This is a genomic window from Candidatus Stoquefichus massiliensis AP9 (assembly GCF_000455285.1).
Lineage (GTDB): Bacteria > Bacillota_I > Bacilli_A > Erysipelotrichales > Coprobacillaceae > Stoquefichus > Stoquefichus massiliensis.
On sequence record NZ_HG005290.1, the window covers coordinates 21,979 to 46,611 of the forward strand.

The following is a 24,633-nucleotide window of genomic DNA, read 5'->3' on the forward strand; positions in this document are numbered from 1 at the left end:
CTCATATATTAAATAAGGGAGGGTTACAATGCATTCCTTATTAACCAAAAGAGAAAAAGAAATATTCACATTATTAACACAAGGTCAATCAACAAAAGATATTGCTGATGATTTATGCATCAGTGAAAAGACTGTGAGAAATCATATTTCAAATGTGATTCAAAAACTAGGTGTTCAATCGAGAATACAGGCTGTATTAGAATTAATTAAAATGAAAGAAATTGATTTTTAGAAATCAATTTCTTTTCTTTAAAAATAATGTGATATGTATTATAATGGTCAAGAAAGGGTGATTGCATGAGATTGAAAACATGGCATTTGTTTTTAGTAATTATTGTTTTGTTTGGTTGCTCTTTTTATGTTGTTAATTTGAATTTTGATAAATTTTATCGTGTGAATGGAATTAATAATGATAATCGTGTCTTAATTGAAAAGTATTTAGATGAAGATGAACAGACATATTTGGTAGAAAATCAAATTCCTATTCATCAGTTTATTGACTATATAGAATATGATGATTTTCATTTATCTAATTATCAATATTATAATTTCTTGGATGATTCAGGACGCTATAGCAAAATATCTGATATCTTAAAAACAGGAAATAGTTTATCAACAAGATTAAATTATTTATATAAAAGTCATGCACAAAATGAAGCAAAAACACTCATTGATAAAGCATTAGAAATGGCTTTTTTAAATGAAGAGAATTTTCGTTTTGATTACATAGATTTGTATGTTGCGTTGAAACCATTATATCGTGAAACTGATTATTCTTATATTCAGGATAGTGAAATATATGTTGAAAAATTAAATAATCTTGGTATTAAAGACAGCAATGAAGTGAAAGAAACAATAAAAATGTTAGCAACTGCATATAATCAAAAGAGTTTAAAAGCTTTACTTATGGAGGAATTACCTAAGGGAACAGAGATTGTATATAATCCCTATGAATTATCAACTATTGTTGATCAGCATCATTATATTGGTCAATATGAACCAAATGGGTTACTTTTAACTCAAGATATTCCTAGAGTGAGATATGCAATGTATTTGCAAAGTGATGCCTATAGTGCACTATTAAAGATGTATGAAGAAATAAGTAAGACATATAGTGGTTTTCTTCTAAGAGAGGCTTATTTGTCACCTAAGACATTATCAGCTAAAGAAGTTGGTTACAATGAATATCAGTTAGGTTTAACAATATGTATCACTCAGTCACAAAAAGCATATAAAGATTTTGAAACAACAGAAATGTCAAAATGGCTACAGGAACATGCGTATGAATATGGTTTTATTCTACGTTATCCACAACATAAAGCTTCTATAACAAATCATGCTTATGATGCACATATTTATCGTTATGTTGGAAAGTCTTTAGCTAAATCTTTGCATGATTCAGAAATGACATTAGAAGAATATCATAATCAATCATAAGTTAGGAGAGAAAATATGGATAAACCAATCGGTATATTTGATTCAGGTGTTGGGGGGTTAACAGTACTTGATCATTTAAAGATGATATTACCACATGAGAATATGATTTATATTGGAGATAATATTCATTGTCCTTATGGTGAAAAAACAAAAGAACAATTATTAAAATATACACGTGAAATCTGTGATTTCTTTATTTCACAAAATGTAAAAATGATTGTTTTAGCCTGTAATACAACAAGTGCTAATGTCTTAAATGAATTACAGCAATTCTATCCTCAAATACCTATTGTAGGTGTTATCAACTCAACTGTTCATGATTTTTTGAGTCGGCATTTAAAACGTGTTTTGGTTATTGCAACACATGCAACAATTCAATCTCATAAATACAAAGAAATAATCCATCACTATGATCAGTCGATTCAAGTTTATGAATTAGCTACACCTAAGCTTGTTCCTCTTGTTGAATCAGGACAATACAAAGAAGGTATTGAGGATATATTAAAAGATTATCTAAAGCCTTATATTCATCAAGTCGATTCACTTATTTTGGGATGTACACATTATCCAATTATCTTAGATCAAATGAAAAATGTTTTCTATGATAAGGATTATATTTCTAGTAGTGAAGCAATATGCGAGGAAGTTTCTTCTTATTTATTGGTCCATCATTTGCATTGCCAATCTGAGCAGATGGGGAGTATACAGATTTATACTACGGGAAATCCACAGGAATTTCGTTATTCTTCAGAAGGATTCTTTGATTATCAGAATTTAGAAATTCAATATTTAGATTTTAAAAGTGAAATTTTATAGATTTCACTTTTCTTGTTCTAATTAAAAGTGATTTTCATATCTTATCTTGAGGTGGGATCATGAAAAAGAAGATAGGTGTTATTTCTGTTTTAATCATATGTTTGACATTTGTATCATATATTTATTTGCAAAAAGATACAGAGAGTGAAAAGAATACGGATGTTTATTTGCGTACTATGGTATTTAAAGATAAAGATAATGAATTGATTCCTATTTCTGTTAATTTTCATAGTCAGGTTGAATTGGAAGAAGAAGTGAGAAATTGTATAGATTTTATGAAATCTAAAGAATTGATGAGTTATGGATTATATCCGGTATTGAGTGAGGATTTAGAAGTTGAATCGGTTGATGTTAAGGATAAATTATTAACAATCAACTTTAATGATCAATTATATTCTAATCAGGATGCATTAGATATTATTGAAGCTTTAACTTTTACGATGACTGATAATCAGGATATTAGACAGTTAAAACTTCAAATTCAAGGAGAAGATGTTTCCTATTTACCTAATAGTACAATTCCTTTATCTTCTTTAACGCATGAACTTGGTTTAAATAATTTTGAAGAAACATCGCAACTTCTTCATCAAACAATTCCTGTTATGGTATATCATCAGAAAATTATTAATCAATATTCTTATTATGTTCCAACAACCATGAGAATAGATGAAAATGAATCATTAAAATCACAAGTTCAAACAATATTAAGTTATGTGCAAAGTAAAATTCATTTATTGGATGCGAAATTAGAAAATGGATTATTAACAATCAATATCGATTCTAATGTTTTATTAGATAATGAAAAAATAGATCAAAATCTGGAAGATTTAATTGTCCTATCATTATCTTCATTAAAAGATGTGAAAGATGTTGAAATTAAGATTAATGGTGAAGATGTTAGAACAAAGCAATCATCACAAATTGAATATAACTATATAAAAATATAAATATTTTTGATATAATGTTTATCGGTGATGAATATGAAGAAAATAGTAGTCATGTCTGATAATCATGGCGATGATAGAATGTTAGAATATGTGAAAGATATGGAACCACATGCTGATTATTACGTTCATTGTGGTGACAGTGAAGCTTATTATCAAGAAATGTTAACTGGATATATATGTGTGAAAGGGAATAATGATTGGGCTTTGGATTTACCACAAGAAGCAAAATTAATCGTTGAGGATATCCCAATATTGATTACACATGGACAACATTTCAATTTTTTTAATCGAGAATTGGCAATGAATGATTTACTAACAAGAAATCAGTGTCAAATCTTATTGTGTGGTCATACACATATTCCTCTTTTTCAACAGGATGGATCATATTATTATATTAATCCTGGGTCAACTTCTTTACCGCGTGGTGGAAGTGAAAGAAGTTATGCGATTGTGACTATTGATCATGGTAAAATTCAGTGTGAATTCAAAAAAATTGAGTTATAATAAACTCAATTTTTTTAATGGACAATATGTGTTGCTTTTAGTATCTCAATAAAGAGAATAGGGGACATGCTTAATCCCAAGCCAATGATATAATGTTGCATAGGAAGTGATGTCAAGGCAAATAATGTAGATATCGGTGGAATAAATAAAACAATAGCGACTAATGCAAAAGAAATAAGAGCTGCTTTGTTTAGCATTGGATTTGTCAATATTCCAATTTTGAAAAGTGATTTATTAGAACGCATATTGTAGGATTGAAAAACTTGAGATAAAGCCAAAACCATAAAGCAAAGTGTACGTCCAGCTTCAAGTGAATTTAAAGAAGTTTTTCCATAATAGAAAGCAAAGAGTGATAAACCTCCAAATAATAAGCCTTGAATTATAATTCTTGCACCTAATCGATGAGCAAAAATACTTTCATCTTTATGACGAGGAGGTTCATTCATTACATCATCTTCGATTTCCTCCATACCTAAAGCAATTGCAGGTAAACTGTCAGTGACAAGATTAATCCAAAGTAATTGCATAGAAAGTAATGGAGCCTGTTTAAAAATGAGCATGGAAATAAAGACAACAAGAACTTCACCAATATTTGTTCCTAGTAGATAACCAATTGTCTTTCTAATATTCTGATAAATTCCACGTCCTTCTTTGACTGCTTCAACAATGGTTGCAAAATTATCATCCATTAATGTTAAATCGGCTGCTCCTTTGGCAACATCAGTACCAGTAATTCCCATAGCACAGCCAATATCACTTGCTTTTAAAGCTGGGGCATCATTGACACCATCGCCAGTCATAGAAACGATGGCTTTTTGTTTTTGCCAGGCTTTAACAACACGAATCTTATCTTCTGGTGAGACACGTGCATAAACGGATATATTTTGAATTCTTTCCTCTAATTGCTGATCACTTAACATTGATAATTCATTGCCAGTAATCGCTTCATCTCCATCTTGCAATATACCTAATTCTTTAGCTATAGCACAAGCTGTGACAATATGATCGCCAGTAATCATGATAGGCTTAATGCCGGCTTTTAAGCAAGTCGAAACAGCCTCTTTTGCTTCTTGACGAGGAGGATCAATCATTCCCACTAGACCCATAAAAGTTAATCTATTTTCGATATTTTCAATTGTTGGATCAGAAGGAATCTCATCTATATATTTATATGCCACAGCAATGACACGTAAAGCATGGCGACTTAATTCTTCACTCATCATAATTGCATTATCTAAATCGCCCTGATGACATCTTTTCATTAATTCATCACAAGCACCTTTTGTGATTACAAGAAAACGATTGTCTTTTTTGACAATAACACTCATTAATTTACGTTCTGAATCAAAAGGCAACTCTAATACACGCGGATACTGTTTATTTAATTCTTCGATATGAATATGATTTTTCATACATGCAGCAATGATACTTGTTTCTGTTGGGTCACCAATATGAACATCCTGACCATCAATATGGTTGACGGAACCATTTGAACATAATGTTCCATATTTTAATAATTCAACAATATCATTAGTATTATGATCACTAATATCTTCTAAAATTTTAGCATCTGTAAAAGCCTTAACAAGAGTCATTTTATTTTGTGTTAATGTTCCTGTTTTATCAGAACATATGACACTCGTACTACCTAAAGTTTCAACAGCTGGTAATTTTTTAACAATAGCATTGCGCTTGGACATTTTTCCAACACCAATAGATAAAACGATTGTCACAATAACAGGTAGACCTTCAGGAATAGCAGATACTGCTAAAGATACAGAAGTCATAAATATTTCAATCCATGAAATACCATCAATTAATCCAATAATAAAGATAATCATACAAATAACTATTGCCATAATTCCCAATAAACGTCCTAATTCAGCTAATTTTTCTTGTAAAGGTGTTTTGGTATCTATTTCGTTATTTAATAAACCAGCAATTTTTCCCATTTCAGTATGCATACCTGTATGTGTCACAATTGCTAGTCCTGTTCCATAGGTAATGCTACAGCCAGAGTAAATCATATTGATACGATCACCAATGGGCGCATTATCTTCAATCACCACATCGGCTTTCTTATCAACTGGTAAAGATTCCCCTGTTAGAGCAGATTCTTCAGATTGTAGGCTAGATGATGTTATTAGTCTGGCATCAGCTGGCACAAAATCACCTGCCTCTATTTTAATTAAATCTCCAACAACCAATTCATTGGCAGCAATGACTTGTTCTTTTTTATCACGAATAACACGTGCATGTGGAGACGAGAGTGACATTAATGCTTCTAATGATCTTTCAGCTTTATTTTCCTGAAAGACGCCCATAATGGCATTTAATACAACAATCAATAGGATTAAAAAAGGTTCAAAGAAAGCTGATGCATCTTCTTCTTGAAATGCTAATCCAAATGATATTGCTGCTGCAATTAACAAGATAATAATCATAGCATCCTTAAATTGATCTACAAATTTTTCAAGATTTGTTTTTTTCTTACCTTCCTGAAGTTGATTAAATCCGTTTTCAGCAAGGCGTTGCTTGGCTATTTCTGATGTCAGACCATCATTGGAATCTGTTTTTAAATCATGGACAACATCGTCTATGGATCGATTATATCCTTTCATAAATGATTACCTCCTTAAAATATTTTTCTCCTTTTATTATATCACTATCTCTCTTTTTTTTAATAGAAAGCATTATTTAAAAAAATATTTATAGGATATATTTGTATTTTTTTAAAAAATAATCAAAAAGTCTTGCAATATAGTTCATTATATGATATTATATATTGGCAGTTGAAAATCAGATGTCTACGTAGCTCAGCTGGATAGAGCACACGCCTTCTAAGCGTGCGGTCACAGGTTCGAATCCTGTCGTGGACGCCATTCAAAAATTAAGCCTCGTAAGAGGCTTTTTTATATGTTATAATAATCATATGGAAGAGGTGAGGAGTATGAAGAAAGCACCTTTTTATAAAAGTGTTGGCTATGCATGGGATGGCATTTTTGCATGTTTAAAGAAAGAAAGGAATATGAAAATACATTTATTGATGATGCTAGCAGTCATTATTTGTGGATTTATATTTTGTTTAAGTATAATGGAGTGGATTGTGTGCGTTTTACTATTTGGATTCGTGATCTCTTTAGAAATCCTCAATACAGCTATTGAAGCTATCGTTGATATGATTAGTCCAGAATATCATCCTCTTGCCAAACTAGCAAAAGATGCTGCGGCTGGTGCAGTTTTAGTGAGTGCTTTGATGGCTGCAATTATTGGGTTAATGATTTTTATACCGAAATTATTAGGAGTCTTCTAATTGAGAGACTCTTTTTTCAATAATGTAGAGATAACTGCAAATAAGCAAAGTAAAGAAAATTTCTAAATAACCATTAACTCTCGTAAAAATAATAAGCAGTAAAGCTAAAAACTGTACACCCAAATCATAAAACCAATGAATCTGAATATAAATTTGTGGATAATTTAATGATAAGAAGTGATTATAAATAAAAATGAGTCCTATAAAAACAAGGCTTGGTATCATTGAACAAAAAACATGTAATTGTGATAAAAAATCTTTTTGATTGATTGTATATGGTGCAAAAGCACCAATACTCATGAGCACTGCTGCAAAAATAATCAGAAATATTATGCTTTTTTTATGATGTTTTAATAAATGAAGAATCTTTAACATTTTGTATGCAAAAAAGATTGCTGATAATAAAGTGAATCCAATCACCAGCAGATGATATTCTGGCATGGTTGAGACACCTGTTATATTTTCATACATTAAATCAGCTCTTGAAGATACATAAATTGTGAGTAATAAAAAGAATAAATATGCCATAAAAAATACCTCTTTGAAAAATTATATACTTTTTTTAAAAAATAAAAAGAAAAAACGTAAAAAAATGCGTATATAAGAAGTAAGGAGGAAAATATTATGAGAGCAATATTAGATGCACTTAATTTTGAAGTAGGAAATCCCTATGATGAAAGTTCTGAGGTTCATGTTCATTTTGAATATGAACGTTTAAGTGAAAGTGAGGTGAAATTCTTTTTACATGTGTATGTGGGAATTGAAGAGATTGATGATTTTAGGTTTTATTTAAAGATGATTTATATTATTGATTGTGAAGATGATATATTTGAAAATGATGATGAAATGATTGAAAAATCTATTCATTGTATGATTCCAACTTTAACGCAAATGATTATAACTTTAGATAATGTAATGAAAGAAGAAGGACAATAATGTCTTTCTTCTTTCACATTTTAGGTATTTTGACATACTCTAAAGTGAGGTGGGATAATGTGTTAATATTTGTTAATCATGATGATATGCGTTCTTTAGAATTGATGGAAGAAATGATACGTCGGGGCTATTATGTGAGTGATCAGTTTAAAGATATGAGATATGCAGATGTTCTTTATTTAGGATTGAAAGGACCAGATAGAAAGAATCGTATAACAACACATCAGGAAACAGAAATTATTGATCAAAATATTTTTAAAAGTTTAAAGGAAAACTGTTTGATAATAACATTGATTGATAATGGATATTTGGAAGAACTATCGAAAGTGTTTCATTTTCGATATATTGCTCTTTTGAATGATGAAAATTTTGTAAAGAAAAATAGTATATTAACGGCCGAAGGTTTGATAGCCTATGTCATAGGACATCGTAGGATGCCAATATATCAAAGTCATGTTGATGTTTTAGGTTTTGGACATTGTGCAAAACCGATCATTGAATATCTTGTCGCGATGAAAGCTGAAGTAAGGGTTGCAGTAAGAAACGCACAATATCAAAAAGAAATCGAAGCAATGGGAGCTCAATATATTGCAATTCAAGATTTGAATTTATCGCAAACTGATATATTAATCAATACAGTTCCTTCTGTTATTCTGAAAGAAGAACAGTTGAAAGATAGTTGTCAACATATAATGATTGTTGATATTGCTTCATATCCATATGGAATTGATCATCACTATGCTTTATCAAAAGGAATGAATTGTCAGATTTTATCATCAATACCATGTAAATATGCTTATGGATATGCTGGTATGATGGTTGCTAATGTTATTGAAAGGGAGTTAGAGAATGCTTAAATTAGGAATATGTATTACTGGATCTTTTTGCAGCATGGATGATATGTTATATGTTTTAGATGAATTAAAAGATGATTATGATATTGAGGTCTTTTTAACTCCACATGTGAATATAATGAATACGAGATTTTATTCTCATGAGGATTTAAAAACTGAAATTCAAAAAAGAGTAGGGCAGAAAATTCATACAACAATTCAAGAAGCTGAAGTTTATGGACCAATGAAGAAATTAGATGCGGTTCTTGTTTATCCGTGTGATGCGTCTACATTAGCTAAATTAAATCATGGTATTAATGATAATGCTGTGACAATGCTTATTAAGTCATCTTTAAGGAATGCTACTCCTATTGTTCTTGGAGTTTATTCTAATGATATTTTGTCTTTTAGTGGACAAAATTTATTTACGTTGATGGGACGTAAGCACTTTTACTTTGTTCCTATGTATCAAGATCATTATAAAAATAAACCTAACAGTATGATTGCCTGTAAAAACAAAGTGAAAAAAACTTTATTATGTGCTTTAGAAAACAAACAATATCAGCCTTTCATATTAGGATATAAGGAGGTATAAAATGAGAGAGATATTTACTGCTTTAATAACACCTTTTAATCAAGATCAATCAATAGATTATCCTGGATTATATCGTATTATGGATAAACTGATTGAAGAAGGGAATAAATCATTTTTATTATGTGGAACAACTGGTGAAACTTCAACATTAAAATTAGATGAAAGAAGAATGTTAGTTGAAAATGTTTTGGAAAAATACCCAACCATTCGTGTCATTGTGGGCATTAGTTCTAATAGCACATCTCAAGTAATACGACATATTCAAATGTATAAAGATAATCCTCGTATTTATGCATTTTTAGTTATTGTCCCTTATTATATCAAACCTAGCCAAAGTGGTATTTTTAAACATTTTGATTTAATTGCTTCATCAACAGAAAAGAAAATCATGATTTATAATATTCCTAGTCGTTGTGGAGTGGCTATTGAAGTATCTACAGTGATTCGTTTAGCTAATAAACATAAAAATATTATTGGTATGAAACAATGTGGTCCTTTAGAAGAAATTCATCAGATTAAAGATGCTTTACCTCAATTTAAGGTTTATATTGGTGATGATCATTTGTTATTAGAAGGATTAAAACAAAGAGCAGATGGTGTTATTTCAGTAACTAGTCATTTAGATTATCCATTAATTGAAGAAATATGCAAAAATGAGAATGTCTTTGATGATCGCTATTTAAAATTAATTAGTGAATATGTTTTTATTGAACCATCACCTGCACCTATTAAGTATATCTTAAGTCAACTTGGGTATATTCAAAATATATTACGTTGTCCTTTAACACCAATTGGTGAAGCTTCTGAAGTTAAGTTAGCACCATTAATTGAAAAATATAAGAAAATGATTTGATGAGTGGCACTTTATATGATATGATAATCATACTTTTGAAAAAACTATACACAATATAAAAAGACATGTATAATGATTATAGTTATATACAAAGAAAAGAAAGGGTGAAAAAATGAAAAACGATATCATTAGGTTTATACCTATGGGTGGACAGGCAGAAATGGGCAAAAGCATGTACTGCTTTGAAATTAATGAAAAGATATTTATAATAGATTCAGGTTTCCGTTTTCCTGATTCAGATAAACTAGGTGTTGATGTCATCATTCCTAGTTTTACATATTTAGAAGAGAGGTTAGATCAAATTGCTGCGATTATTATTACGCATGGTCATGATGATGCAATGGCCGCATTACCATATCTTTTACAAAGCGTGAATGTTCCTGTATATGCTCCTGATTTAACTGGAGATTTAATTGAACAGATGATTGATCGCTTTCAGCGTCATAATCGTGTAAAATTGGATTTAGATTTACGTCGTGTCAATCGAAATGCTTCTATTGATATAGAAGGTATTCCAGTTGAGTTCTTTCCAGTGACACATTCGATTCCTGGAAGTGTAGGCGTGGCATTGTGGACGAATAGAGGGTATTTGGTTTATAGTGGTGAATTTATTATTGATTTTGGTGCTCCTGAGGGATTTAGATGTGATATTCAAAAGATGATGGAGATAGGGAAAAAAGGTGTTTTGGCTTTATTGGTGGAATCATCAAGTGCAAAGCATGAAGGCTATACATCACCAAATCATAAATTAACAAATAAGATTGATCATATTTTTGAAGATAGTAATGAGAGAATTATTATTTCAAGTTATGCTCAAAATGTTTTTAGAACAAAAGAGATTATTGAATTAACAAAGAAATATAAACGTCAGATTGTTTTCTATGGTAGAGATAAATATGACAAAACAAATAGTTTATTGCGTATAGGAAAAAAATCAAAAGAACCAATTATTGATGTACCAGTGCAATTATTAGGAAAAAAAGAAAATATTGGCCAATCTCAATATGATAGTAATTATGTTATTTTATTAAGTGGAAGTCCACGTCATATTTATCATGATATATGTGATATTATTGATGGAGGAGATGAACTGTTAAAATTGAGATCAGGAGACACATTTGTTGTTGCTTCTCCAGTTTTACCAGGAACTGAGAAAATTGCGAATAAAGCACATAATGGACTTTATAAAACAGATGCCCATATTCATTTATTAAAAAATAAAGATTTATTTTCAATGCATGCTTCTGAAGAAGATATTAAAGTCATTATTCAGATATTTAATCCAAAATACTATATTCCAATAAAAGGTGAATATCAGCATTTGATTTTTAATCAGCAAATTGCTTTGGAGATGGGAATAGACAAAGATCATATTGTGATTTTAGATAATGGTGAACGTATTACTTTAAAAGATGGTGAATTAATACCAGGACGTGAATCTTTTGAAATTGAAGATGTGATGATTGATGGTATTGGAATTGGTGATGTTGGTGAGAAAGTCATTGATGATCGTATTCAGCTTGCAAATGATGGTGTTGTTATTGTTGGTTTGACAATTTCTCGTGAAACAAAGGAAATTATTGCTCAAACTGATTGTCAGTCAAGAGGGTTTGTATATTTAAAGGATTCGGAGTATGTTATTAAACATGTTATTGAAATTTGTGAGAATGTTGTTGGTAGGTTAAAAGAAGATCCACAGTTAGAAATTGCTGATATTAGATCGATGATGAAAGATCAGTCAATGAAATATATTATTAAAGAAACTGGGAAAAAACCTGTTTTTATAGGTGTTGTTGTAGAAATCTAAGCAAGAGAAAATCTTGCTTTTTCTTTTCATTGAAAGAATATTTTGTTATAATGGGTAAAGCGAAAGAAGGTGAGGATATTGGCTAAGTCAAAACGCTCTAAAAAATCTAAACAACAACTTATTGAAGAGACATTAAGATTAAGAATTATCACTTTACTTGGTATTTTCTTGATTATTATTGCAGCCTTAAGATTAGGTTTTATTGGGCAGGGTCTTCATCAATGCTTTGCATTTATCGTTGGAAATCTTTATGGGGTTGTATATTTGGGTTTGATTGTTTTAGGGATTTATATCATTTATAAGGCGTCTATTCCTAGATTGAATGGGCCTGAAGCCATTGGTATATATTTAATTTTTGTGAGTGCTGTGACCATTGCCTCGTTGCCAAGCCAACCACAGGTAAAAGGACTAGGTGTTATCAATACATATATACAAAGTCGTTTGTTTAATAAAGGTGGTTTTTTAGGGACTGTTTTTTATGGGTCTTTTAGTGCGTTGTTTGATTATTTAGGAGCACTTATTTTAGCAATTGTTATTTTATTAATTGGATGTGCTTTATTGTTTAGTAAGATCTATATGCAATATCAGTCACAACATAAAAAGAAAAAGAAGAAAAAATCAATACATAAACAATCAGTTGAATCAAGTGAACCATCAGTTCAAACAATTGTTTTAAAAAAGAAATCACATTTCTTTGATTTCTTATCTAAAGACCAGGAGATTCCGTTATTCCCTGATGATGTTTTTGAAGATTCACCATCAGATCGACCATTGGATCCAGAAATTACGAGTGCATTTGAATTTAATGATCAAAATATGAAATTAGATATTAAGGAAATGACACCATTAGAAGAAACAAAAGAAGAGGAAGAAAAGATAATCAAACCAAGTGTAAAAACATCTTCTCATTATCAATTACCACCACTCTCTTTATTATCTACAAAATCAACAAATAATGCTTCAAAAGAAAGAAACTCAGCAAATAAAAATGCAACACGTTTAACAACTGTTCTTAAACAATTTGGCGTCAATGCTACCATTGAAAATACCTTTATTGGACCAACAATTACCAAATATGAATTAAAATTAGAAACAGGTACAAGAGTTAATAAAATATTACAATTACAGGATGACATTAAGTTAGCTTTAGCAACTGCTGATATTCGTATTGAAGCACCTATTCCAGGTAAACCATATGTTGGTATAGAAGTCCCTAATCAGACTGCTTCAATGGTAGGTTTTAAAGATGTTTTTAAAGCATTGCAATCTCAAAAGAAACTTGCTGATAATAAATTGGTTGTAGCATTAGGAAAAGATGTTTCAGGTCAACCTATATATGCTGAATTAGATAAAATGCCACATTTGTTAATCGCAGGAGCTACAGGTTCAGGGAAATCAGTATGCGTTAATACGATTATCACTTCCATTTTAATGCGCGCAAAACCAGATGAAGTGAAACTTATTTTAGTAGATCCAAAAAAGGTTGAATTATCTATTTATAATGGTATTCCTCATCTTTTAGCACCAGTTGTGACTGATCCTAAAAAGGCGGCTGCAGTTTTACGTGAAGTCGTAGCGGAAATGGAAAGACGGTATGATGTTTTTGCAAGTGTCAATGCTAGAAATATTAAAAGTTATAATGAATTTGCACATACATACAATGAGGATAAGAATGAATCAGACCAAAAAGAAATTTTATCTTATCATGTCATTATTTTGGATGAAGTTGCTGATTTGATGATGGTCGCAAGTAAAGAAGTAGAAGATTGTATTATGCGTATTTCACAGATGGCTAGAGCTGCAGGTATTCATTTGATTGTTGCGACTCAACGTCCATCAACTGATATTATTACTGGTGTTATCAAAGCCAATATTCCTTCTCGTATTGCTTTTGCAGTTTCGTCAAGTATTGATTCACGTACGATTTTAGATACATCAGGTGCAGAAAAATTACTTGGAAAAGGAGATATGTTATTTTCTCCGATGGGAGCATCTTCACCAGTACGTGTACAAGGATGCTTTGTCTCAGATGAAGAAGTTGCATCAATTGTTCATTATGTATCAACACAACAAGAAGTAGTTTATGAAGAAAAATATGTGAATGCAAAAAGTATTTCGTCTAGTTCATCATCGAATGGGGATAGTTCGGATGATGAAGATGAAGAATATGAAATGTGTCGTGAATTTGTCATTCAGGCTCAGAAAGCGAGCACTTCACTGTTACAAAGAAAATTTCGTATTGGCTACAATAAAGCAGCACGCATTATTGATCAATTAGAGGAAGAGGGCGTTATTGGACCGCAACTAGGCAGCAAGCCAAGAGAAGTTTTCATTCGTCAATATCATGAAGAAGATTTATAATTGAAGAGAAATTGGGCATAATATATGAAAATGTTTTCTATTATGTACAATCTCTCTTTTCATTTTGTTATTTTAATGTTAAAATATGTGTAGAAATTCGAAGGAGGAAAACTGAATATGAAAAAAATGTTTGCGTCATTATTAGCGTTATCATTAATGCTAGTTGGATGCGGTGGTGGAGACAAAAAAACTGATGACACTACTAAAAAAGATGGTAATGCTGAAATTATCATGATTACTGACAAGGGGACTATTGATGACAAGTCATTCAATCAGGGGACTTATGAAGGTGTAGAGGCTTATGCGAAAAAGAACAATAAGACTTTTAACTACATAAAACCTGTTGCAGCAACTGATGATGAATACAAGAATTCAATTGATCAAGCTGTTAAACAAGGTGCAAAAGTTATTGTTACTCCAGGTTATTTATTTGAACCAGCTATTTATGCAAAACAAACTGAATATTCTGATGTAAAATTCATATTAATTGATGGTTATCCAAACGATGGAAATCAAGAAAATCCAAAATCTAATACTGAAAATAATGCTATTGGAATTAAGTTCCAAGAAGAACAATCTGGTTATTTAGCTGGATATGCTGCTGTTAAAGAAGGTCATACAAAATTAGGATTTATGGGTGGTATGGCTGTTCCTGCTGTTATGTCTTTTGGATATGGTTATATTCAGGGTGCTGATGCTGCTGCTAAAGAATTAGGTATTGATGTTTCAATGAATTATCATTATACTGGTGATTTTAAAGCAACTCCTGAAGTTCAAAATACTGCTGCTTCTTGGTATAAGAGTGGAATTACTGCAATCTTTGGTTGTGGTGGGGCTGTTGGAAATTCAGTTATGGCTGCTGCTGAAAAAGCTGATCCTGTAGGTGCTGTTATTGGTGTAGACGTTGATCAGGCAACTGAAAGTAAAACAGTTATGACATCTGCTTATAAACAACTTGCAAATGCTGTTAATGATGCTTTGGCTTCAATTTATAGTGGTGATTTTGATAAAGTTGATGATGACAAAATTTTATTTAGAGGTGGACAAAATATTGTATTAGGTGCTGCAAACAATGCAATTGGTTTACCTATGGATACTTCAACATTTAAAAAGTTTACAAAAGCTGATTATGATAAAGTTTACAAAACAATTCAAGATGGAAAAGTAACAATCAAAAATTCAACTGCTGGTGAAGATGTTTCAGTTATCAAAACAGAAAAAGTAAAAGTTAATTTCATTAAATAAGACTTGAGAATAGAGATTATTAAGAAATCTCTATTCTTTTTTTAATTTTTATACAATTTTCTTGTTATTTCAGTTATAATAATAAGAGGAAAGCATAGGAGGTATGTATGGAAAAGATTATTGAAATGTTGCATATCACCAAAAAGTTTCCAGGTATAATTGCAAATGATGATATTAATCTGGAACTAAGGAAAGGTGAAATACATGCTCTGTTAGGTGAAAATGGAGCTGGGAAATCCACTTTAATGAGTGTTTTGTTTGGGCTTTATCAGCCTGAAGAAGGTGAAATTAGACTTAATGGCAAGAAAGTAGATATTAAAGATCCTAATGATGCTAATCGTTTGGGAATTGGAATGGTTCATCAACATTTTAAATTGGTACATAATTTTACCGTTTTAGAAAATATTGTATTAGGGGTAGAAGATACACGTAAAGGTATGCTTTATTTAAAAGATGCTCGTAAGAAAGTTATGGCTATTTCTGAAAAATACAAGTTAAATGTTGATTGTGATGCATTAATTAGTGATATTACTGTTGGAATGCAACAAAGAGTTGAAATTATTAAAATGTTATATCGAGATAACAATATTTTAATTTTTGATGAACCAACGGCCGTTTTAACACCTCAAGAGATTGAAGAATTGATGACAATTATGCGTGATTTAGCTGCTGAAGGAAAATCTATCCTTTTTATTACACATAAGTTAAATGAAATTAAGGCAGTTGCAGATCGCTGTACTGTTTTGAGAAAAGGAAAATGTATTGGAACAGTTGATATTAAAGATATAACAAAGGAAGAAATGTCTGAAATGATGGTTGGGCGTAAAGTTAATTTAAATATTGAAAAAGATGACGCTCATCCATCTGATATTGTTTTGAGTGTTAAAGATCTTGTTGTAGAAAAAAAGGGACATAAGAATGTTATCAATAATATTTCTTTTGATGTGAGAAAAGGTGAAATTGTATGTATTGCTGGAATTGATGGCAATGGACAAAGTGAATTGGTTTATGCACTTACTGGGATGATGCCAATTAGTTCTGGTCATGTTATTTTAAATGGTGAGGATATTACACATGCTTCTATTCGTCATCACAGTACTCACGGTTTATCACATATTCCAGAAGATCGTCATAAACATGGATTGGTGCTAGATTATCCATTGTCATATAATATGGTATTACAAAGATATTTTGAGCCAGCATTTTCGAATAAAGGTTTTTTGAAATTTGAAGAAATCAATCAATATACAAATGATTTAATTGAACAGTTTGATGTTCGTAGTGGTCAAGGTGCTAAAACATTAGCACGCAGCATGTCAGGCGGAAATCAGCAAAAAGCGATTGTTGCTAGAGAAATGGATCGTGCACATGACTGCTTGATTGCAGTTCAACCAACACGTGGTTTAGATGTTGGAGCAATTGAATATATTCATAAGAAGATTGTTGAAGAAAGAGATGCTGGAAAAGCTATATTACTCATTTCTTTGGAATTGGATGAAGTTATGAACTTGGCTGATCGTATTTTAGTGATTTATGAAGGTGAAATTGTAGGAGAACTTAATCCTAAGGAAACAACATTTAATGAATTAGGATTATATATGTCAGGTTCAAAGAAAGGAGCACAAGTATGAAAAAAATATTGAATTCAGATGGTATAAAGGATTTGCTTTCTTCTTGTGTTGCTGTTTTTATTGGATTGATTTTTGGACTGATTGTTATTTTAATTGCTAATTCTGATTATGCTGTAGAAGGTTTTTTAACATTAATTAGTGGTGGATTTAGTAATGGAGCACGTGGTATTGGTCAGGTGATAAATCAAGCAGTGCCAATTATTTTAACTGGTTTATCAGTTGGTTTTGCGTTTAAAACAGGATTGTTTAATATTGGAACTCCTGGTCAATTTGTAGTTGGTGCATTTGTTGCTATTTATGTAGGAGTTGAGTGGACTTTTTTACCTGGTGCGCTTCATTGGATTGTTGCAATTATACTGGCAGGTATTGCTGGTTCTTTGTGGGGAGCAGTGCCAGGATTAATGAAAGCTTATCTTAATGTTAATGAAGTTATTTCCTCAATTATTATGAACTATATAGGTATGTACACAGTAAATTATATTATTCCATTAACAGTGTTTGATTCAATGAAAAATCAAACATTAAATGTTAATCAAAATGCAATTATTTCCAAGTTTGGATTAGATTTACTTGTTCCAAACATTAATGGTGGTATTGTTGTTGCTATTTTAGCTGTAGTAGTTATTCATATTATTTTAAATAAAACGACTTTTGGTTTTGAGTTAAAAGCTTGTGGATTTAGTCCAGATGCTAGTAAATATGCTGGAATCAATGCTAAACAAAAAATTGTTTTCTCAATGATGATTGCGGGTGCATTAGCAGGAATTGGAGGAGGATTGCTTTATTTGGCAGGCTCTGGTCAATGCTTACAGGTTGTTGATACATTAGCACCTGAAGGGTTTAATGGGATTGCTGTTGCCTTATTAGGATTATCAAATCCATTTGGTGTTTTAATTGCTGGATTATTTATTGCACATATTACCATTGGTGGATCATTAATGCAAATTTATGGTTTTATTCCACAAATTGTTGATATTATTGTTGCTATTACAATTTATTTTTCAGCGTTTTCTTTATTAATTAAGCAATTCTTAAATAAACATAAATTATTTAATGCTGATAATATAAAAAAGGAGGAACAATCTCATGGATGATATTTTATTTTTGTTAAGCCAGACAATGATTTTTGCGATACCTCTTTTAATTGTTGCATTAGGTGGTCTATTTTCTGAACGAAGTGGTGTTATTAATATTGCATTAGAAGGTATTATGGTTATTGGTGCATTTTGTGGTATATTTTTCATTCATTTTATGCAAGATTCTATGAATCCTCAATTATGTTTAATTATTGCAATTTTAATTGCTGGAGTTGCAGGCATGATATTTACTTTATTTCATGCAATTGCTTCAATTCATTTAAAAGCAGATCAAACAATTAGTGGTACTGCATTAAATATCTTTGCTCCTGCTTTTTGTATCTTTGTTGCAAGATTAATACAACAAACACAGCAGGTTGAATTTACTGATGTCTTTAGAATTAAAGAAATTCCAATTTTATCAAGTATTCCAATTATTGGTGATATTTTATTTAAGAATACATATATTACAACATTTTTAGGAATTCTTATTTTAATTATTAGTTGGTTTATTCTTTATAAAACTAAATTTGGTTTAAGATTACGTTCATGTGGTGAGTTACCTCAAGCCGCAGATTCAGCAGGTATTAATGTTTATAAAATGCGTTATGCTGGGACTTTAATATCAGGTTTTTTAGCTGGCATTGGTGGATTGGTATTTGTGTTACCAACAAGTACGAATTTTAATGCTGACGTTGCTGGTTATGGATTTTTGGCTTTAGCAGTGCTTATATTTGGACAATGGAAACCTTGGCGTATTGCTGGTGCAGCTTTCTTCTTTGGTTTTATGAAAACAATTGCTTCTGCGTATTCAGGAATTGATTTCTTTTTATCACTAGGTATTCCAAATTATTTTTATAAGATTACTCCATATATTGCAACGTTGCTAGTGCTAGCTTTTGTTTCAAAAAATTCAGCTGCTCCTAAAGCAGAAGGTGAACCTTACGATAAAGGAAAACGATAAAAAAATGATCAAGATGATAAGTCTTGGTCTTTTTTATTTTAATTTGTAAAAAAATGAGTATAATAGAAATATGTGATAAAAAGGAGGATTTATGAAAACAGTATATCAAATGCAGGGATATACATTGCATCTTATCCCTACAAAAAAATTTAAAACGATTACAATATCTTTGCGTATGCAAAGTCCCTTACTTAAAGAAACAACAACATTAAGGACATTATTAACATTTGTTCTTATTGCTGCTACAAAACAATATCCATCTACAAAATTATTAGCAAGTTATCTTGATGAAAACTATGGAGCAAGATTATCAACAAATGTCATGACAAAAGGTCAATCACAAATCATGAATATTTATACAAGTTTTGTGAATGATGTTTATCTTCCTCAAAAAGAACAACTTTTAGAAAAACAGATTCAATTATTAAGTGATTTGTTTTTTAATCCCTATATTATGAATGATGCTTTCGATGATACAATTGTTGAACTAAAGAAAAAAGAATTAAAAGAAAGATTACAAGTCGCTAAAGATGATAAGTTTTCTTACTCATTAGATAAATTATTTGAATATATGGGGAAAGATCAGACTTTAGGGATTCCAAGTACTGGTTATGAAAATGAAATTGAAAGTGTAAGTGCTAAAACTTTATATGAGTATTTCTTGAAATGTATTCAAGAAGACGAAAAACACATTTATATTGTCGGTGATATTGATGAAGAAATTGTCAAAATATTTAAAAAGTATTTACAGTTTCCTGAAAATTCTAAGGATTATCCATCAGCATATACATTTACAAGTGATAGAAATGATGTCTTAGAAGTTATTGAAAAACAAGATATTACACAATCTAAATTAAATTTAGGGTATCGTATTGATTGTAATTTTACATCTGATAATCATTATGCATTTACTGTTTTTAATGCGATATTTGGTGGCTTTTCTCAATCTCGTTTATTCCAAGTTGTTAGGGAAGAAAACAGCTTATGTTATTATGTTTCATCAAGTTATGATGCTTTTAATGGTATGATGCTTGTGAATGCTGGAATTGAGGCTGCTGATTATCATAAGACAATGGATCTTATTACACAGGAATTAGAAAAGATTCAAAAAGGTGAATTGGCTCAACATGATATTGAGATTGCTAAAATGATGTTAGAAAATGCATTACGTAAAACAAATGATGAAGCTGGTAGTATGATTACGTTAACTTATAATCGTGATATTACGCATAAACAGGAAACTAATGATGAATATATTGAAAAATTATTAAATGTGAAAAAGGAAGATATTATTGCTGTGGCAAAGCAGGTACAATTGGATACAATTTTCTTTTTGACAGGAAAGGATTTCGATGAAAACAATTAATTATCAAACTCTTCAAGAGACATTGTACTTTGAAGAAATGGACAATGGATTACATGTTTATTTATTACCTAAGAAAGGTTTTTCTAAAACGTATGGGCTATTTTCAACAAACTTTGGTTCAATAGATACATCTTTTGTTCCTATTGGAGAAACTGAAATGATAAAAGTTCCTGATGGAATTGCACATTTTCTTGAACATAAGATGTTTGAAATGGAAGATGGCGACGCAAGTAATGCTTTTGCTAAGTTAGGAGCAAGTACGAATGCTTTTACATCTTCATCAAGAACTGCCTATTTATTTAGTACAACCAGTCATGAAAATGAATGTATTGAACTATTGTTAGATTTTGTACAAGATATCTATTTGACAAAAGAAAATGTGGAAAAAGAAAAGGGGATTATCAATCAGGAAATTGGAATGTATGATGATGACCCTGACTGGCGTTGTTATTTTGGAAGTATTCAAAATTTATATCAGCAGCATCCAGTCAAAATAGATATTGCAGGAACAGTTCAAACTATTAGTGAAATTGATAAAGAGACTTTAGAGAAATGTTATCATACATTTTATCATCCTAGCAATATGATGTTATTTGTCGTAGGGAATATTGATCCACAACAAACAATGGATTTCATTCGTCAAAATCAATCTCAAAAAGATTTTAAAAAAGAAAACTCTATTAAAAGAATGCATGTTAATGAACCAACTGATATTGATAAAAAAGAACAAACATTGAACATGGATGTTGTTATGCCAAAAATTATTGTTTCTATGAAGATGAATGATATCTTAGAAGATCCAAAGGAAAAATTAAAAAGAGAATTAGCAATGAATGTTTTATTAGATTTGCTTTTTGCACGAAGTTCTGCACTTTATGAGAAATGGACAAATGATGGATTAATTAATGATAGTTTTAGTGCAAACTTTACACAAGAAAGAGATTATGCTTTCTTACAAATAGGTGGAGATACTTTAGAACCGCAGAAATTAAAAGAGAAAATTCTAGATTTAATAGCATCATTGAAAGATTATCCTCTATTAGAAGAAGATTTTGAACGTGTGAAAAAGAAAAATATTGGTGTTTTAATAGGTGTATTTAATAGTCCTGAGAGTATTGCAAATTTATTTAGTCGTTATTATTTTGAAGGTATTATGGTTTTTGATTTAATCGATAGTGTTGCACGTTTAAAATTAGATGATGTTTTAGAACTAAGAAATCTCTTTGATATTCAATACACAAGTACTTGCATGATATCACCAAAATCTTAAAAGTGGGGATTGAACATAATATGTTCATTCCTTTTTTGATAAAAATTGGAATGAAAAACATCAAAAAAGGGAGTTTACAGATTTGTATTTTATGTTATAATGGGATTGACCTAAGAGATATATGTATTTCCTACACTATAGATACGGGAATCTGATTGTTGGTCGATGGTGTTGAATGCCTATCTAGAATAGGAATCCTAAAATCGAGCACAAGATACCCACCTGAATATACCAGGGATTAATCTAAAAAACTCTTAGGTTTTTCTTTTGGAGGAATAAATATGGCGAAAATAAGTGATGAAATGATTAAAGAAATTAATGAGTTGGCGCATAAAAGTAAAACTGTTGGTTTAACTGAAGAAGAAAAGAAAAAACAACAACAATTACGTCAAGAATATTTACGTATTTTTAGAAGCGGTTTTGAACAACAACTTAAAAGTATTAAAGTAGTTGATGCAAAAGGAAATGATGTTACGCCTAAAAAATTAAAAAAAGCAAAGAAATTAAATTAATTTAGCGAAATTTGTCAAAATGATATTTGCTATTATGATAAATTTGTGTATAATAACGATGAGTGTGTTTTGAGGAGGAAAAGGAAGAAATGAATCAATCGGAATTATCAATAGCGACAATTAGATCTTTGGGAATTGATATGATTAATAAAGCAAAATCAGGTCATCCAGGAATGGTGTTAGGCTCTGCACCAGCTTTATATACTTTATTTACGAAGGAATTAAAAGTATTTCCTCAAGAATCTGACTGGTTTAATAGAGATCGCTTTGTCCTTGCAAGTGGACATGCATCTTCATTATTATACAGCTTATTGCATTTATCAGGTTTTGATTTAAATATGGATGATTTAAAGGCGTTTAGACAATGGCAAAGTCGTACACCAGGACATCCTGAATTAGATTTAACTGATGGTGTTGATGCTTCAAGTGGACCATTAGGACAAGGTATTCCAATGGCTGTGGGAATGGCTATGGCTGAATGCTTTTTAGCAGAACGTTATAATTTAGATGGATATGATGTTGTTGATCACTACACATATGCATTATGTGGTGATGGTGATATGCAAGAAGGTGTGACATATGAGGCAGCATCTTTAGCAGGTCATTTAGCATTAGGAAAATTAATTGTCATTTATGATTCTAATCATGTGACATTAGATGGACCATTAGATTACTCTTTTAGTGAAGATATTAAAAAACGATATGAGGCAATGAATTGGCAAGTTATTAGTGTCTCTGATGGAAATGATACAAATGCCATCTTAAAAGCCATTAAAAAGGGAAAGAAAGAATGTTTTAAACCAACATTAATTATTGTTGATACTATTATAGGTTATGGTTCTCAAAATCAGGGAACAAGTAAGGTCCATGGTGCACCTTTAGGTGAAGAAGATGGAAAACAGGCTAAATTATCTTATGGCTTTGATCATGAAGATTTCTTTGTTCCTGAAGAGGTGTATGAAGATTTTCAGAAAAATGTTATAAATCGTGGTAAACGCGCGTTTAATAAATGGAAGAAGATGATGCGTGAGTATAAGAATGCTTATCCAGATCTTTATAAGGAATTGTCTGATGCTGTAAAAGGTCAATATACATTTGATTATGATGCATTATTAACTGATTATCCTGAAGGATTAAGTGAAGCAACACGTAATACAAGTGAAAAAATGATTAATGAAATTGCAAAACAAAATTCAACATTCTTATCAGGAACTGCTGATTTAGCATCATCTACGAAAACAACAATTAAAGATGGTGGACGTTTTAGTTGCGATGATTATAGTGGAAGAAATCTTTATTTTGGTATTAGAGAATTTGCAATGGTAACAATTATGAATGGAATGGCTTTACATCAAGGTGTTAAAGTTGCTTCAGGTGGTTTCCTTGTGTTTAGTGATTACTTTAAAGCTGCATTGAGAATGGCATGCTTAATGAAGTTACCTATCGTTTTACCATTATCTCATGATTCTATTGCGGTAGGAGAAGATGGCCCTACTCATCAACCTGTTGAACAATTAGCAATGATGCGTTCAATGGTTAATATTCAGGTGTTGAGACCAGCTGATGCTTATGAAATGTGTGCAGCATGGAAAAAAGCTATGGAAACAACTGATAAACCAACAGCATTAATTTTAACAAGACAAAATGTTACAAATTTAACAAAAGCAACTTATGAGGATGTAAGTCATGGAGCTTATATTGTTTCTCATGAACAACATCAATTAGATGGTATTATCATTGCTACTGGTAGTGAAGTGGAATTGGCAATCCAGGCACAGACTGAATTATTAAAACAAGGACATGACATTCGTGTTGTTTCTATGCCATCTATGGAGTTGTTTGATGCACAAAGTGCTGAATACAAAGAATCAGTTTTACCAATGACTATGAGAAAACGTCTTGGAGTTGAAATGGGTACTGATTTTGGATGGTATAAATATATTGGATTAGATGGAAAAATGATTTCTGTCAATCAATTTGGTGCAAGTGCACCAGCCTCAACTGTAATTGAAAAATATGGTTTTACAGTTGAAAATGTCGTGAATACATTTTTATCAATGTAATATAATGAACTGTTAATGGAAACATTGACAGTTTTCTTTTTAGATAAAAAGAAAACGGTTTCATTCTATACGTTTTCTATGATATAATAGTTTTAGATAAAAAA

General features: G+C 30.8%; 22 protein-coding genes, 1 tRNA gene and 1 other RNA gene. 22 read left to right on the forward strand and 2 right to left on the reverse strand.

Annotation, left to right across the window (positions count from 1 at the left end):
- The first annotated feature begins 28 nt into the window (after positions 1–28).
- The 5 genes from BN350_RS11245 to BN350_RS11265 all read left to right on the forward strand — a co-directional run bounded on the left by BN350_RS11245 (position 29) and on the right by BN350_RS11265 (position 3,704).
- Entirely contained in the window at positions 29–232 is a 204-nt protein-coding gene (locus BN350_RS11245) for a helix-turn-helix domain-containing protein (RefSeq protein WP_028043675.1), read from the forward strand.
- Between the two features lie 65 nt (positions 233–297).
- Positions 298–1,437, forward strand: a complete 1,140-nt coding sequence (locus BN350_RS11250; protein ID WP_028043676.1) for a M15 family metallopeptidase — start codon at positions 298–300, stop codon at positions 1,435–1,437.
- A 15-nt stretch (positions 1,438–1,452) separates the two neighbouring features.
- Positions 1,453–2,253 carry a glutamate racemase gene (murI, locus tag BN350_RS11255; protein ID WP_028043677.1) on the forward strand — a complete coding sequence of 267 codons (801 nt, stop codon included), beginning with the start codon at positions 1,453–1,455 and terminating at the stop codon, positions 2,251–2,253.
- A gap of 59 nt (positions 2,254–2,312) precedes the next feature.
- The gene (locus BN350_RS11260) at positions 2,313–3,200 is read left to right on the forward strand and encodes a GerMN domain-containing protein (protein WP_028043678.1); all 888 of its coding nucleotides are present in this window, start codon (positions 2,313–2,315) and stop codon (positions 3,198–3,200) included.
- A 33-nt stretch (positions 3,201–3,233) separates the two neighbouring features.
- The gene (locus BN350_RS11265; RefSeq protein WP_028043679.1) at positions 3,234–3,704 is read left to right on the forward strand and encodes a metallophosphoesterase family protein; all 471 of its coding nucleotides are present in this window, start codon (positions 3,234–3,236) and stop codon (positions 3,702–3,704) included.
- Positions 3,705–3,718: 14 nt separating this feature from the next.
- Here BN350_RS11265 and BN350_RS11270 read toward each other — a convergent pair whose 3' ends face one another.
- On the reverse strand, positions 3,719–6,325 hold the full coding sequence (locus tag BN350_RS11270; protein WP_028043680.1) for a cation-translocating P-type ATPase: 2,607 nt from the start codon (positions 6,323–6,325) through the stop codon (positions 3,719–3,721).
- Between the two features lie 184 nt (positions 6,326–6,509).
- On the opposite strand from BN350_RS11270, the gene BN350_RS11275 reads away from it, so the two are divergent.
- Positions 6,510–6,586: transfer RNA gene (locus BN350_RS11275), tRNA-Arg, on the forward strand.
- 68 nt (positions 6,587–6,654) lie between these two features.
- Positions 6,655–7,017: a diacylglycerol kinase family protein gene (locus BN350_RS11280; RefSeq protein WP_081652906.1), complete on the forward strand. Its 363-nt coding sequence runs from the start codon at positions 6,655–6,657 to the stop codon at positions 7,015–7,017.
- Here the strand turns inward: BN350_RS11280 and BN350_RS11285 are convergent.
- Positions 7,003–7,545, reverse strand: coding sequence for a hypothetical protein (locus BN350_RS11285; protein WP_028043682.1), 543 nt, complete (start codon positions 7,543–7,545; stop codon positions 7,003–7,005). The genes BN350_RS11280 and BN350_RS11285 overlap by 15 nt on opposite strands.
- A 96-nt stretch (positions 7,546–7,641) precedes the next feature.
- Here BN350_RS11285 and BN350_RS11290 point away from each other — a divergent pair, with 96 nt between their 5' ends.
- The 15 genes from BN350_RS11290 to tkt all read left to right on the forward strand — a co-directional run bounded on the left by BN350_RS11290 (position 7,642) and on the right by tkt (position 24,529).
- Positions 7,642–7,953 (forward strand): hypothetical protein, encoded by a 312-nt coding sequence (locus tag BN350_RS11290; protein ID WP_028043683.1) that lies wholly within the window; start codon positions 7,642–7,644, stop codon positions 7,951–7,953.
- 59 nt (positions 7,954–8,012) lie between these two features.
- Complete coding sequence (locus tag BN350_RS11295) at positions 8,013–8,810, forward strand: hypothetical protein (protein ID WP_028043684.1); 798 nt, start codon at positions 8,013–8,015, stop codon at positions 8,808–8,810.
- A complete protein-coding gene (locus tag BN350_RS11300; RefSeq protein ID WP_028043685.1) occupies positions 8,803–9,381 on the forward strand; it encodes a dipicolinate synthase subunit B in 579 nt (192 codons plus the stop codon). The genes BN350_RS11295 and BN350_RS11300 overlap by 8 nt, the downstream gene beginning before the upstream one ends.
- 1 nt (position 9,382) lies before the next feature.
- Complete coding sequence (gene dapA / locus BN350_RS11305) at positions 9,383–10,234, forward strand: 4-hydroxy-tetrahydrodipicolinate synthase (RefSeq protein WP_028043686.1); 852 nt, start codon at positions 9,383–9,385, stop codon at positions 10,232–10,234.
- 112 nt (positions 10,235–10,346) lie between these two features.
- Positions 10,347–12,041 (forward strand): ribonuclease J, encoded by a 1,695-nt coding sequence (locus BN350_RS11310; RefSeq protein WP_028043687.1) that lies wholly within the window; start codon positions 10,347–10,349, stop codon positions 12,039–12,041.
- 78 nt (positions 12,042–12,119) lie between these two features.
- On the forward strand, positions 12,120–14,402 hold the full coding sequence (locus BN350_RS11315; protein WP_028043688.1) for a DNA translocase FtsK: 2,283 nt from the start codon (positions 12,120–12,122) through the stop codon (positions 14,400–14,402).
- A gap of 117 nt (positions 14,403–14,519) precedes the next feature.
- Positions 14,520–15,647 (forward strand): BMP family lipoprotein, encoded by a 1,128-nt coding sequence (locus BN350_RS11320; RefSeq protein WP_028043689.1) that lies wholly within the window; start codon positions 14,520–14,522, stop codon positions 15,645–15,647.
- A 107-nt stretch (positions 15,648–15,754) separates the two neighbouring features.
- The gene (locus tag BN350_RS11325) at positions 15,755–17,278 is read left to right on the forward strand and encodes an ABC transporter ATP-binding protein (protein ID WP_028043690.1); all 1,524 of its coding nucleotides are present in this window, start codon (positions 15,755–15,757) and stop codon (positions 17,276–17,278) included.
- Complete coding sequence (locus BN350_RS11330) at positions 17,275–18,372, forward strand: ABC transporter permease (RefSeq protein ID WP_028043691.1); 1,098 nt, start codon at positions 17,275–17,277, stop codon at positions 18,370–18,372. The genes BN350_RS11325 and BN350_RS11330 overlap by 4 nt, the downstream gene beginning before the upstream one ends.
- Entirely contained in the window at positions 18,365–19,318 is a 954-nt protein-coding gene (locus BN350_RS11335; RefSeq protein ID WP_028043692.1) for an ABC transporter permease, read from the forward strand. The genes BN350_RS11330 and BN350_RS11335 overlap by 8 nt, the downstream gene beginning before the upstream one ends.
- Before the next feature lie 91 nt (positions 19,319–19,409).
- Positions 19,410–20,684 carry an EF-P 5-aminopentanol modification-associated protein YfmF gene (yfmF, locus tag BN350_RS11340; RefSeq protein WP_028043693.1) on the forward strand — a complete coding sequence of 425 codons (1,275 nt, stop codon included), beginning with the start codon at positions 19,410–19,412 and terminating at the stop codon, positions 20,682–20,684.
- Complete coding sequence (gene yfmH / locus BN350_RS11345; protein ID WP_028043694.1) at positions 20,671–21,954, forward strand: EF-P 5-aminopentanol modification-associated protein YfmH; 1,284 nt, start codon at positions 20,671–20,673, stop codon at positions 21,952–21,954. The genes yfmF and yfmH overlap by 14 nt, the downstream gene beginning before the upstream one ends.
- Positions 21,955–22,058: 104 nt before the next feature.
- Positions 22,059–22,219, forward strand: a non-coding RNA gene (ssrS, locus tag BN350_RS20305) — 6S RNA.
- Between the two features lie 16 nt (positions 22,220–22,235).
- Positions 22,236–22,466 (forward strand): DUF896 domain-containing protein, encoded by a 231-nt coding sequence (locus BN350_RS11350; RefSeq protein WP_028043695.1) that lies wholly within the window; start codon positions 22,236–22,238, stop codon positions 22,464–22,466.
- A gap of 89 nt (positions 22,467–22,555) precedes the next feature.
- Positions 22,556–24,529: a transketolase gene (tkt, locus tag BN350_RS11355; RefSeq protein ID WP_028043696.1), complete on the forward strand. Its 1,974-nt coding sequence runs from the start codon at positions 22,556–22,558 to the stop codon at positions 24,527–24,529.
- Positions 24,530–24,633 lie beyond the last annotated feature (104 nt).